The sequence below is a fragment of the Zemynaea arenosa genome (assembly GCF_004614185.1).
In the GTDB taxonomy this organism is placed as follows: Bacteria; Pseudomonadota; Gammaproteobacteria; order Burkholderiales; family Burkholderiaceae_D; genus Telluria; species Telluria arenosa.
The window spans coordinates 1-12927 of the sequence record NZ_SPVF01000193.1 but is presented as its reverse complement, the minus strand read 5'-3'; the positions used below and the strand labels follow the sequence as shown (position 1 = coordinate 12927).

General features: G+C 66.8%; 11 protein-coding genes. 6 read left to right on the top strand and 5 right to left on the bottom strand.

Annotated features, from left to right (window positions below):
• Positions 1-108 precede the first annotated feature (108 nt).
• From ylqF to E4L96_RS15160, 4 genes are all read right to left on the bottom strand, one after another.
• A complete protein-coding gene (gene ylqF / locus E4L96_RS15175) occupies positions 109-1059 on the bottom strand; it encodes a ribosome biogenesis GTPase YlqF (protein WP_135208066.1) in 951 nt (316 codons plus the stop codon).
• A 478-nt stretch (positions 1060-1537) separates the two neighbouring features.
• Positions 1538-2749 carry a choice-of-anchor X domain-containing protein gene (locus E4L96_RS15170; protein WP_229414511.1) on the bottom strand — a complete coding sequence of 404 codons (1212 nt, stop codon included), beginning with the start codon at positions 2747-2749 and terminating at the stop codon, positions 1538-1540.
• Between the two features lie 4 nt (positions 2750-2753).
• A complete protein-coding gene (locus tag E4L96_RS15165; RefSeq protein ID WP_135208064.1) occupies positions 2754-3632 on the bottom strand; it encodes a hypothetical protein in 879 nt (292 codons plus the stop codon).
• Between the two features lie 176 nt (positions 3633-3808).
• The gene (locus E4L96_RS15160; RefSeq protein ID WP_135208063.1) at positions 3809-4738 is read right to left on the bottom strand and encodes a histone deacetylase family protein; all 930 of its coding nucleotides are present in this window, start codon (positions 4736-4738) and stop codon (positions 3809-3811) included.
• A gap of 78 nt (positions 4739-4816) precedes the next feature.
• Here E4L96_RS15160 and E4L96_RS15155 point away from each other — a divergent pair, with 78 nt between their 5' ends.
• The 6 genes from E4L96_RS15155 to E4L96_RS15130 all read left to right on the top strand — a co-directional run bounded on the left by E4L96_RS15155 (position 4817) and on the right by E4L96_RS15130 (position 11700).
• A complete protein-coding gene (locus E4L96_RS15155) occupies positions 4817-5737 on the top strand; it encodes an AAA family ATPase (RefSeq protein ID WP_135208062.1) in 921 nt (306 codons plus the stop codon).
• Positions 5738-5741: 4 nt separating this feature from the next.
• A complete protein-coding gene (locus E4L96_RS15150) occupies positions 5742-6752 on the top strand; it encodes a DUF58 domain-containing protein (protein WP_135208061.1) in 1011 nt (336 codons plus the stop codon).
• Positions 6753-7088: 336 nt separating this feature from the next.
• Complete coding sequence (locus E4L96_RS15145; RefSeq protein ID WP_135208060.1) at positions 7089-7640, top strand: PEP-CTERM sorting domain-containing protein; 552 nt, start codon at positions 7089-7091, stop codon at positions 7638-7640.
• 124 nt (positions 7641-7764) lie between these two features.
• Positions 7765-9753, top strand: coding sequence for a transglutaminase TgpA family protein (locus E4L96_RS15140; RefSeq protein WP_135208059.1), 1989 nt, complete (start codon positions 7765-7767; stop codon positions 9751-9753).
• Positions 9750-10910, top strand: a complete 1161-nt coding sequence (gene mltB, locus E4L96_RS15135) for a lytic murein transglycosylase B (protein ID WP_135208058.1) — start codon at positions 9750-9752, stop codon at positions 10908-10910. Before E4L96_RS15140 ends, mltB begins: the two co-directional genes overlap by 4 nt.
• Before the next feature lie 436 nt (positions 10911-11346).
• Positions 11347-11700: a hypothetical protein gene (locus E4L96_RS15130; RefSeq protein ID WP_135208057.1), complete on the top strand. Its 354-nt coding sequence runs from the start codon at positions 11347-11349 to the stop codon at positions 11698-11700.
• A 218-nt stretch (positions 11701-11918) separates the two neighbouring features.
• Here E4L96_RS15130 and cysM read toward each other — a convergent pair whose 3' ends face one another.
• Entirely contained in the window at positions 11919-12821 is a 903-nt protein-coding gene (gene cysM, locus E4L96_RS15125; protein ID WP_135208056.1) for a cysteine synthase CysM, read from the bottom strand.
• Positions 12822-12927: the final 106 nt, after the last annotated feature.

Here is a 12927-nt window from a genome sequence, read left to right as displayed (position 1 = left end):
CCACTTTGGCACTTCGATGCCGTAAATCTAGGGTGGGGGCGTCCATCCCATTGGTAGTGGATTTCGATACCGGGGCGTTGGCGTGGGGCACTGCGCTGGGGAGGCGACTCAGGTGGGGCGCTTGCCGCGGGCGCGGTCGGCGGCGCGTTCGGCGGCGAGTTCGGCGTCGCGGGCGGCTTTTTCGGCGACTTCGGCGGCGTGCTGCGCGAGGCGCACGGCGCGCGATGGCGGGGTCTCCAGGGAGATGCGGCCGAGCGCTCCGGTGCGGTAGTCCAGCAGCAGCGTGTGCGCAGACTTTTCGAAATCGAGGTCGCCACCCTTGACACGGTAGCCGCGCCGCGCGCCCACGCCTTCAATCACGGCCACGCCATCCATGCCCTCGGTCTTGAAGCCATAGCGCGCCGTCAGCAGCTCGGGGTAGCGCTCCAGCAGCACCTCGGCCAGGAACACCGCCACCTCTTCCTCGATCACGGCATTCGTGCCGATCGCATGGCTGGCGGCGAGCATGAAGCCGTCGCTGTCCATGTCGATCTTGGGCCACATCAGGCCCGGGGTGTCGGTGAGGACCGTGAACTGGTCCAGGTAGATGCGCTGCTGCGACTTGGTGACCGCGGGTTCGTCTCCCACCTTGGCCACGCGCTTTTTCAGCAGCGCGTTCATGAGGGTCGATTTGCCGACGTTGGGAATCCCCATGATCATGATGCGCAGCGGCTTGGTCGGCACGCCGCGGTGCGGGGCCAGCTTCTTGCACAGCGACGGGATCTTGTTCACGTCCGCCGGCTTCTTGGTCGTCATCGCATAGGCGGTGACGTTGGGCTGCGATTCGTAGAACTTGATCCACTCCGCCGTGGCCTGCGGGTCCGCCAAGTCGGTCTTGTTGAGGATCTTGAGACACGGGCGGCTGCGGAAGGTGCGCAGCTTCTCGACCATCGGGTTGCTGCTCGCGGCAGGAAGACGGGCGTCGACCACTTCGATCACCACGTCCGTGTTCTCCATGGTCTCTTCCGCCTTCTTGCGGGCGGCGTTCATGTGGCCGGGGAACCATTGGATAGCAGGCATGTGGGCTTTCGGGGGCAAACTGGGAAAGCGCGTATTGTACCGGCTCCGCCGTTCACAGCGGCAGCAAAGCGGCCTACCGCGCGGTATTCGCGACCGCCTGCCGCACCACGCCGACAATCCCGGCCCCGCTACTTCGGTTGTAATGGTCGTCGTCCTCGCCGTCGTCGCGGAAGATGACGTAATAGCCATCCCACTTCGGCCAGCCACCCTGGTTCGGCCCTGGCCCAAGGTCAGGTCATGCAGAACCAGTCGCCGGGATTGCAGCACGCGCCGCCGTTGGTGCCCGCGACGCCGCCGCTGCTGCGGTAGGCCGGTGCGGCCGTTGATCCAGAGGGTGTAGTTGATGGCGCTCGCCGCACCCGCCGCGACTAGCAAGGTGACGATCAGCCCAAAACGAACCAGACGAAGAAGCATGCGAACCTCCCTGTGATTGAACGATCCGGGGGTTCGGGGTTCGACCGCTGGGTGCTGGTTTCGTTCAGCGGCACTCGGTCTGGAAGTTCTCCACCGCGCCGGCATCGAGCTTGGCCAGCTCGCTGCGCGCCAGCTGCAGGTCCTTGCCGAACTCGGTGATATAGCGGGTGCGCTCCTCGCCCTGCCATTCGGCGTCCGAATAGGCGCTGGGTGAGCGCGAGCTGCCGGTCAGCACCTTGCCCTGCAGGCGCGGCATCAGTGCGCGGTCGGGATCGACGTTTTCCTTGAGCAGATAGCCATCGACATCGCGCAGGGTCAGCGGCATGGCGGGCTTCTGGTCGTGCAGCAGCTTGCCGAAGACGAGCAGGCGAATCTCCTGCGGCCCGGTGGTGAGAAGGTCGTTGAAGGTAGCGAGCGCGAACGGCTGGCCGTGCGCATCGTCCACCCGGCCGGTGACGATGTAGCGCCCGGCCATGCGCACGTTGGCCTTGAGGACGTAAACCAGCGAGCCGTTCTCGTTGACCTCGCGCGGCGGTCCCGCCCACACAGCAGGCAGTTCCGGTGAATAGATGATGTCGAAGATGACCGAGCCCGCGCGGCCGTTCACGCTGTAGCTGACGATGGTGCGTACGGTGCCGTTGAAGGTGGCCAGGGCGCTTTGCGCCGGGGCCAGCGCGCCGGAGAAGGCGCCATCGCCCGCGACCGCGTCGGCACCGGTGCCGTCGTCCGCAAACGGGACCACCACGGTCGGTGTGCTGCGGCCGTTGAAGACGATGCCCTTGGCGAGCGCGCGGGTGACCACCAGCGGCTGCGGGGCGCCGTTGCTGTCCACCGCGCGCAACGAGAACTCGACCGTCTCGCCGGAGGCCATGAAGACGCGCGACTGCGAGGTCTGGATCTGGATAGCGCGGTCCACGCCGCCGCCATCGAGGCGCATCGGGTGCGTGTCTGTCACCTGCTTGTTGGGGTAGACCTGGTCCGGCTGCTCGGCGATGGGCCGCGAGCTGTGCGGGTAGCGCGTATTGTTCTTGTAGCTGCAGTAGGTGTGGTCGGTGAGCGCCAGCTGCTCCTTGAGCTGGGCGATGCGGACGGCGCGCTCGGTGCCCGCGGCACCGGGTGCGGACTGCACCGCGGCGGCGGCGAAGAACGGCATGTGGCCGGACTGCGGCACAGCGGCGGCGGCCTGCACGGGCGCGCCCTCCTCCGGCGCCTCGCGGGACACCACCCACCAGCCAAGAACGGCCGCCGCCACGCCCAGCGCGGCGGCGATCTTCACCCGTTTATTGGGCACTATTCACCATGGCCCCGCGGACGACACCCACGATGCCGCCCCAGTTGCCACCCGTGTAGTGGTTGTAGGCTTCATTATCGTCCCGGAAGGAGACCGAGTGGTAGCTCCATTTGGCGCGTCCACCTTCGTTGGCCGCGGTGCCAAGCGTCAGGTCATTGCAGAACCAGTCGCTGGGATTGCACCACGAGCCGCCCGAGCTGCCGGACACGCCGCCGGTGCTGTGGTAGGCCACCGCTTCGTCGTCCTGGCCGGGCAGGATGCCGGAGTACAGGGTGCCCTTGGCGCCCGCGTACATGTAGAACCAGACGCCCTTGGTGTCGTTGTGGTTGTACATGGCGCGCGCGGTGGTGGTCTTCAGGTCCTTGACCAGCGGTTCGGTGAGGGCCCAGGAACCGGCATCCGACAATTCGCTGCCGCCGCCCGCGCCGGACGCGGTGCGCACCCACTTGATATTCCAGCCGGTCTGCGAAGTGCCGTCGCTGGCGCCGCACACGCCCGCGGAATTGGGCGTGGCGTTCTTCTTCTGGCGCGCCGAGCTGCCGTAGTTGGCGAGGGTGTAGCCGAGGATCAGGTCTCCGGCGCTGTGGGTGGCGATGTAGCACCAGTTGGAGCCGGTGCAGAAGCAGTCGAGCGCGTCGCGCACGTGATAGTTCTGGTTGGAGATGCTGTTGTAGCCGTCCCAGTTGACCGACTTCTTGTTCACGCCCGCGGCGGTGGCCTCGGGTCCCCAGTAGGTCCAGCTGTTGTAGTTCCCGATGGTGCCGCCGCCCGTTCGGCCATTGATCCACAAGGTGTAGTTGGTGGCGCTGGCGAGGCTCGCCGACAGGGCGAGGACAAGGGCGAGGCAGATGCGGGCAAAGCTGACCATGGTGGACCTCCGTGCGGTTGAGTGAATCGACTGTGCGACGGAGTTCGACGCGAGTCAATGCGCACGCCAAGAGGTCAGGTTTTTGGCTCCTGAGGCCATGGCCGTTGTGGCGAAAAAGCCCGTGGTTGAGGGCGTTGTTAAGAATGGGACTTTTGTAACAGCGCCGGATCCAGCCCTCAGTCCAGTTCGGCCAGCACCTTCAGGTGTGCCACCACGCTGCGGCCCAGGGAGGAGAGGTCGTAGCCTCCTTCGAGGCAGCTGACGATGCGGCCCTGGGCGTACTGCCTGGCGACGGCCATGATCTGCTGGGTCATCCAGGCGTAGTCGGCTTCCACCAGCGCGAGGCCGCCCATGTCGTCGTCGCGGTGGGCGTCGAAGCCGGCCGAGAAGAAGATCATCTGCGGCTGGAAGGCGTGCAAGGCGGGCAGCCACTGGTCCTGCACCAGCTTGCGGATCACGTCGCCGCCGCTGTAGGCGGGCACTGGCACGTTGACCTGCGTGGCGGTGATGGGCTCGGGGTCGCAGTAGGGGTAGAACGGATGGCGGTAGAAGCTGGCCATCAGCACGCGCGGGTCGGCGCGGAAGCTCTCGGCGGTGCCGTTCCCGTGGTGGACGTCGAAGTCGATGATGGCCACGCGCTCCAGGCCATGCACGTCGAGGGCGCGGCGCACCGCGATGGCCACGTTGTTGAAGAGGCAGAAGCCCATCGGTTCCTTGGGCCGCGCGTGGTGGCCCGGCGGGCGCACCGCGCAGAAGGCATTCGAGATCTCGCCCGCGATGACGGCATCGGTGGCCGCCACCGCGGCGCCGGCGGCGCGCAGGGCGGCCTGCCAGCTGTAGTGATTGAGCGAGGTGTCGCCGTCGATCGGGTAGTACTCGCCCGGCTCCGGCACATGATCGCGCACGATGGCGATGGCGTTGGCGGTGTGGTTGCGGGCCAGCTCGGCCTCGTCGCACAGCGGGGCGCTGCGGGACTCCAGCAGGCCATCCAGCCGCGCCAGGATCAGCTGGTCCTCGATGGCCTGCAGGCGGGCCGGCGACTCGGGGTGCCAGTCGCCCATCTCGTGGCGCTTGCAGTCGGGATGGCTGTATATTGCTGTGCTCATGGATCGTTCTGGGGAGACCTCGGTTTCGCTTAGAATCGTACCACGCGAGACCACGACTCATTCTTTGCACAGGACTTCATGTTCGCCAAACTTCATACCGTCGCCCGCCAGGTCAGCCAGGTCGTGGTGGGCAAGGACCTGCAGGTGCGCCAGGCCCTGACCTGCCTGCTGGCCGGCGGCCACCTGCTGGTGGAGGACGTGCCGGGCGTCGGCAAGACCACGCTGGCGCATGCGCTGGCCATCTCGCTGGGCATGCGCTTCAACCGCATCCAGTTCACCAGCGACCTGCTGCCGGCGGACGTCTCCGGGATCTCGATCTACGAGCGGGAGCAAAACAGCTTCGTGTTCCATCCGGGGCCGATCTTTACGCAGGTGCTGCTGGCGGACGAGATCAACCGCGCCACGCCGAAGACCCAGTCCGGCCTGCTGGAAGCGATGGAGGAGCGCCAGGTCTCGGCGGAAGGCGTCACGCGCGCGCTGCCGGAGCCGTTCTTCGTGATCGCCACGCAGAACCCGGCGCACCAGGTGGGCACCTTCCCGCTGCCCGAGTCGCAGCTGGACCGCTTCCTGATGTGCCTCTCGCTCGGCTATCCGGACGCCGCCGCCGAACGCGCGCTGCTGATGGGCGAGGACCGGCGCGCGATGCTCAAGTCCCTGCCCGCCGCGATGCAGCCGGAAGAACTGGTCGCGGCCCAGCAGGCGCTGCGCAACATCCACACGTCGGCGTCGCTGATCGACTATGTGCAGGCGCTGGCGCACGCCTCGCGCCAGAACGGCACCTTCGCCGAGGGTTTGAGCCCGCGCGCGTCGATCGCGCTGGTGCAGGCCGCGCGCGCCTGGGCCGCGCTGGAAGGCCGCAACCACGTGATCCCCGAGGATGTGCAGGCCGTGCTGGTGCCGGTGTGCGCGCACCGCCTGCGGCCGCTGAAGTCGACGCACGGGGTGGCGCTGGCGAGCCGCGACCTGGTGCTGCAGCTGCAGAAGTCCGTCCCGCTCTGACGCGATGCTGCGGGCCGTGAACGAGTCCCTCAGGCGCCGCGCGGGCACCTGGCTGTTCCAACTGCGCGAGGCGGAGCCGGGCGAGGTCACGCTCAATCCACGGCGCGTGTTCATCGTGCCGACCAAGGCAGGCTTCGGGTTCTGCCTCCTGCTACTGATGCTGCTCATCGGCTCGATCAACTACACGCTGGGGCTGGGCTTCGCGCTGACCTTCACCGCCGGGATGTGCGCGGTGGTGGACATGGTGCTCACCAACCGCAACCTCGCATGGCTGCAGCTGGCGCCGGGGCGGGTGCCGGCGGTGTTCGCGGGCGAGGAAGCGGGCTTCGAAGTCCTGGTGCGCAATCCGCGCAAGGCGGACCGCTACGCAATCTGGATCGACTTCCTGGAGGCCGGCGACCCGCGCCACGTGATCGACGCACCCGCTGAGGGCAGCACGTCGGTGGTGCTGGCCCTGCCCACGCGCGAGCGCGGCTGGCTACCGGCGCCGCGGGTGCGCCTGATCACGCGCTTTCCGCTGGGGCTGTTCCGCGCCTGGTCGTACTGGCAGCCGGCCGCGCGGGCGCTGGTCTACCCCTTCCCCGAACCGGTGGCCCCGCCGCTGCCTTTCGTGGGCACGCCCACGCCGGAAGGGTACGGCAGCGCGGGGCAGGACGATTTCGCCGGCGTGCGCAGCTACCAGCCGGGCGACTCGATGCGGCACCTGGCCTGGCGCCAGATTGCGCGGCACGACCCGGCGCTCGGCGGGGCGCTGGTCACCAAGAGTTTCGAGGGCGGGTCGGCGGACGAGCTGGTGCTCGACTTCGGCGCCCTGCCCGCCCAGCTGGATGTCGAAGCGCGGCTCTCGCGCATGGCGCGCTGGGTGCTGGACGCCGAGCAGCGCGCCCTGCCCTACGCCTTCAAACTGGGCGCCTTGGAATACCCGCCCTCCATCGGCGACGCCCACCGCGCCGCCTGCCTGCGCGCCCTGGCCCTCTACGGCCAGCCCGGCGAACCCATTCAAGCGAATATTTAATCTCTCCCCACCGGGGACGTACCCCGCTCCCAGAGCAGGGACGTACCCCGGATTAGCGCTGTAGGAAATCGCTGAAGAAATAACATGTCGGCGCGGACCAGTTATTTGATTCTGCTGGCAAATCAATGACTTCGGCGCTTCCGCATAATCCGGCCCATTTGCTCAACATGGGGACGTACCCCGCGCTGGGACGAGGGTACGTCCCCGGTGTCGAGGTTTTTGACAGTTGGTGGGAGTGCCGGTTGCGGTAGCTCAATAAGCTATTGATTTAGAACGGGTAGTGACGACAGGCATATTTCTTGCTTGACAGCAGCAAAACTTTCAAGGACTCTCACCATGCGCTTCCTGCCTGCTCTCCTGACTGCCGCTGCCCTGCTCGTCGGTGTCGCCGCTCCCGCATCCGCTGCCTTGGTCAGCACCACCATGAACGGGGTGGAAATCGGGAGCCACCACTACAACGTGACGTTTTGGCAGGAGGGGAATGACACTACGTTCAACCAGGTGTTCGGCACTGGATTCCCCGGCTTCATCTTCACCGACGAGACTGAGGCCGGCGACGCCGCGCAGATCATCTTGAACACCGCCAATTCCACGGGCTTCGACGTGACTCCGGGCAGCAACACTGCCGGCCAGAACGGCTTCGTGCTGGCCTTCGGCTCCACCGCGGACCTGTACTCAGCCTACACGGGCTGGCTGGACACGCCGGGCAATTCGTTCCAAGGCCTGTTCGGCCCCTTCAACGACCAGAACCGCACCGCCAGCAACGTGCTGTCGTTCGCCATCCTGGAACGCGCGGACGTCACCCCGGTCCCGGAACCCGGTTCCGCCCTGCTGATGGGCGTGGCCCTCGGCGCCGCCGCCCTGGCGCGCCGCCGCCGCGCCGCCTGACGCGGCACCTCTCCCAGCTCCGGCCACCACGGCCGGGGCGCAGCCTCGCGCCCTCCGCGGCCGGGCTCTTCTCCCGCGGAGGCGAATGCTATAGTGTGCCGGTTGCATCGACTGACCGGACTGCATGATCTCCTCCGAAAGCTGGCACACCCGCCTCACCCGCGACAAATCCAACACGCTGCTGCTGATCGGCGCGGCGCTGCTGGTGCTGCTGCCGCAGATGGGGCATCTGCCGCTGTGGGTCTCGCTGGTCTGCGCCGCCACCCTGCTGTGGCGCACCGTGCTGACCCTGCGCGGCAAGCGCCTGCCGCCTTCGATCATCCTGCTGCCCGCCGCCTGCCTGGCCATGGCGGGCATCCTGCGCGAATACCACACCATCCTCGGGCGCGATGCCGGGGTGGCCATGCTGGCCATGCTGGTGGCCTTCAAGATGCTGGAGATGCACGCCAAGCGCGACCTGTTCGTGGTCGTGTTCCTGTGCTTCTTCATCATGCTCACCAACTTCCTCTACTCGCAGAGCATCGGCACCGGCGCGATGATGTTCCTGTCGCTGATCGTGCTGGTGACGGCGCAGCTGACCTTCCAGTTCACCGGCCAGGTCCCGCCGCTGCGCCGCCGCCTGCTGCTCGGCTCCATCATCGTGGGCTGCGCGGTGCCGCTGGCGGTGGTGCTGTTCGTGGTGTTCCCGCGCGTGACCGGCCCGCTGTGGGGCATGCCCGGCGACGCGGGCGCGGGCCGCACCGGCCTATCGGACCAGATGGCCCCAGGGAACATGGCCAGCCTGGCGCAGAACGACGACCCGGCCTTCCGCGTGCACTTCCTGGACCCGATGCCGGCCCAGGAGCAGCTGTACTGGCGCGCGGTGGTGCTGTCCGACTTCGATGGCCGCACCTGGACGCGTGGCCGGCGCACGCGCCTGACCCGGGCCGCCGTGACGCTGCATGGTCCGCCGATCCGCCACCAGATCACGCTGGAAGCGGCCAGCGCGCGCTGGCTGTTCGCGCTCGACCTGCCCGCGCGCATGCCGCAGCTGCCCGGCCACCAGATCGGCGTGACGCGCGAATTCGAAATCGCCACCGACCGCCCGCTGGCCCAGCGCGTGCGCTATGACGCGGTGTCCTACCCCAGTTATGAGCTGGAGGCCGAGCCGGAGCTGGACGACGCGTTCCGCTGGGTGCAGCTGCCGGTCAACACCAACCCGCGCGCGCGCGCCTGGGGCGCGGAGCTGGCGCAGATCGCCGACCCGCAGCAGCGCATCGCTGCGGTGCTGCGGCGCTTCCACCGCGAGAGCTTCGTGTACACGCTGGAGCCGCCGCTGCTGCCGGGGAACGACACCATCGACGATTTCCTGTACGGTACCCGCGCCGGCTTCTGCGAGCACTACGCGGGCGCGTTCGTGTTCCTGATGCGGGCCTCCGGCCTGCCCGCGCGCGTGGTCACGGGCTATCAGGGCGGCGAGCTGAATCCGGTGGATGGTTTCGTGACCGTGCGCCAGTCCGACGCGCACGCGTGGGCCGAGGTCTGGGTGCGCAACCGCGGCTGGATCCGGGTCGATCCGACCGCCGCGGTGGCGCCCGAACGCGTGCGGCGCGGCCTGGCCAGCGCGATCACGCCGCCCGCGCCGTTCGGCATTCCCGGCCTGCAAACGCTGGTTGAGCTGCGCAACTCGAATGCACTGTTCTCCTCCCTGCGCTTCCACCTCTCCGCCATCAACAACAGCTGGAACCAGTGGGTGCTCAACTACACGCCGGAACGCCAGCGCGGCGTCATGGAAACGCTGACGGACATGTTCGGCAACCTGCGCACCCTGCTGGGCATTCTCGCGATCGCCATCCTGGCTGCAATCGGCCGCAAGGTGCGGCAACGCACCCGAGGCGACCCCATCGATGTTCTATACTCGGCCCTGTGCAGGCAGCTCGGGAAGCGCGGCCTGGTGCGCGCGCCCGACGAAGGGCCGACCGCATTCGCCGCGCGCGTGCGCGCCGCGCCGCTGGAAGGACGGGATGCGATCCTGCGCTTCCTGGCGCTGTACAGCGACTACAAGTATGCGGCCCACGCGGCCACGCCTGACCTGCCCGCCACTTTGAAGACACTGCTGAACGAATCACGATGACCTTGACCCGCCTTGCCCTGCTCCTCCCTCTGATTGCCGCGCTGTCGTACGGCGCACCGGCCGGCGCCAAGCCGCCGCAGAAGAAGGCGGCGGCCACCAAGGCCACGAACGCCACCAAAGCGGCGCAAAAGAAGAAAGCCGCCGCCGCGAAAAAGAAGAAAGCCGAGCCACCGCGGCCGCGCATCGACTACGCGGGCGAGGAGGTCAACTTCAGCGAGTGGAGCGCGGTGCGCGCGTTCGCGGACACGATGGTGAGCAAGCACGGCTTCACGCAGGAGGAGATCGACGGCGTGGTCAGGCAGACGCGCTTTATCGACTCGGCGGTGCAGCTGGTCAAACCCGCGCCGCCGGGCAAGCCGAAGAACTGGCAGGCCTACAGCGCGCGCTTCATCGAGCCGATCCGCATCAACGCGGGCGTGCGCTTCTGGAACGAGAACGCGGAAGCCCTGGCGCGCGCCGAGGTGCAGTATGGCGTGCCTGCCGAAATCATCATCGGCATCCTGGGCGTGGAGACGCTGTACGGGCGCGACACCGGCAAGTTCCGCGTGGTCGATGTGCTGACCACCCTCGCCTTCGCCTACCCCGAAACGCCCAACAAGGAGGCCCGCATGGCCTTCTTCCGCAGCGAGCTGGAGAACACGCTGCTGTTCGCGCGCCAGAACCACATGGACCCGTTCTCGCTGCTCGGCTCCTTCGCGGGCGCGGTCGGCATGCCGCAGTTCATGCCGGGGAATATCCTGCAGTACGGGGTGGACTACGACCAGGACGGCAGCGTGGACCTGCGCGGTTCGGCGACCGACGCGATCGGCTCGGTGGCCAACTTCCTGGTGCAGCACGGCTGGCGGCGCGACCAGCCGGGCGACATCGTCTACCACGCGGACGTGTCGCCGGCCCGCCAGTGGGAGCGCTTCATTGGCGCGGGCCTCTCGACGCATTTCACCGCCGACGATCTGGCGGGCGCGGGCGTGGCCGCTGCGGGGCCGCTGCCACGCGAGCAGCTCTACGGCCTGGTCGACCTGCAGAACGGCGCGGAGCCGACCGAGTACTGGATCGCCACCGACAATTTCTTCGCGATCACGCAATACAACAGGAGTTACTTCTACGCGATGTCGGTGATCGAGCTCGGGCGCGCCGTCAAACTTGCCCGGGCCAGCTGAGCCTTACCGTACGGACATCTTTTTTGTAATGAGATGTAACCGTTCACTCAGCAGTTCCGGAACAGCAGCGGGCCGGATACCCCCTCCCAGTATCTTTCAGTCATGCCTCATTGTCATTGACCATACTCCCCCGTAAGTTGTCAGTGCAATAGCTGAACAGCAAGAGTATGGCGGCATGCCGGGCTTCGTCTTACACTCAACTTTTCTACAAAAACAAGTATTCTCGTCGTGATTTTGTGAGAGAATTGCATTGCGGCTATGTTGCGACTTGACAACAATACCGCATCGCCAAGGTCCGATGTCTTATTGCTCATGAGTACTAGCGTCGGAAAAGCTTGTACAATTGAATATATATTTTTTAAAGTAGTGTTACTCCCGGAACCCATCGCCAGCGAGCTCCGAGTGAATTGGCAGCACAACCTATAGGAACATTGATATGACAAACCAAGTCGGCATCGATATGAACAAGGATTCGGAAGGCGATGACCTGCTCCAGTACAATCCGAACCGCTTGTTGGACACCCTGATCGAGAACCTGCGTCTGAAGAACGACGCAGCGCTGTCGCGGGCCCTGGAAGTGGCGCCGCCGGTGATCTCGAAGATCCGTCACCACCGCCTGCCGGTCGGCGCGTCGCTGCTGATCCGCATGCACGAGGTGAGCGACCTCTCCATCCGCGACCTGCGCTACCTGATGGGCGACCGCCGCAACAAGTTCCGCATCAGCGACAAGCAGTTCAAGCCGAAAGAGCCGGTGGCCGGCAACGGCGGCTCGGGCGAGCAGAAGCAGTAAGCATCAAAGCCAAGAGCCAGCCGCGTGCGCAGGCTGGCTCCGGCTATTGGATATCCCCGCTGCGGCGGGGATTTGTTTTTGGGGACGGTGCGGGCGCGCTGCCGCAATGCGATTGTCCCGTCCTGCGCGGGAGCACGCTCCCACTGTGCGGCCTTCCCGCGCGGGCGCGCTGCCGCGCTGCCGCAGTGTGGGACCCCGCGCTGCGCGGGAGTCCTGCTCTACGCCGGGAACACGCCGGTCGACAGGTAGCGGTCCCCGCGGTCGCAGACGATGAACACGATGGTCGCGTTCTCGGTCTGCTGCGAGATGCGCAGCGCGATCTCGCAGGCACCGGCGGCCGAGATGCCGCAGAAGATGCCCTCTTCCGCCGCCAGCCGGCGCGCCATCTGCTCGGCGGCGGCCTGGGTCACGTTCTCCACCTGGTCCACGCGCGCGCGGTCGAAGATCTTCGGCAGGTAGGCCTCGGGCCACTTGCGGATGCCGGGAATCTGAGAGCCCTCTTCCGGCTGTGCGCCGATGATGCGGATCGCCTCGTTCTTTTCCTTCAGATACTGCGACACGCCCATGATGGTGCCGGTGGTACCCATCGCGCTCACGAAGTGGGTCACGCGGCCGTCGGTGTCACGCCAGATTTCCGGGCCGGTCGATTCGTAGTGCGCGCGCGGGTTGTCGTGGTTGGCGAACTGGTCCAGGATCTTGCCCTTGCCGTCCTTCTGCATCTGCTCGGCCAGATCGCGCGCGTACTCCATGCCGCCGGTCTTGGGCGTGAGGATGATCTGCGCGCCGTACGCGGCCATGCTTTGGCGGCGCTCCACCGACAGGTATTCCGGCATCAGCAGAAGCATCTTGTAGCCCTTGATGGCGGCTGCCATCGCCAGCGCAATGCCGGTGTTGCCGCTGGTGGCTTCGATCAGCGTGTCGCCGGGCTTGATCTCGCCGCGCTCCTCGGCGCGGGTAAGCATCGACATCGCGGCGCGGTCCTTCACGGAGCCCGCCGGGTTGTTGCCCTCCAGCTTGGCGAGAATGACGTTGTTGCGGGCGTCCGCGTCCGCGCCCGGCAGGCGCTGCAGCCGCACCAGCGGCGTGTTGCCGATGGTGTCAGCGATGGTCTGGTATGCCATGGGAATGTTGGTCGACGGTTGGTGGGACTTGAGGTCAAACCAGCATTCTAATGCGGATTGCATACGGCCGCTGACGGCGGACCCGGCGGCGAAGCAGCGATTGCCG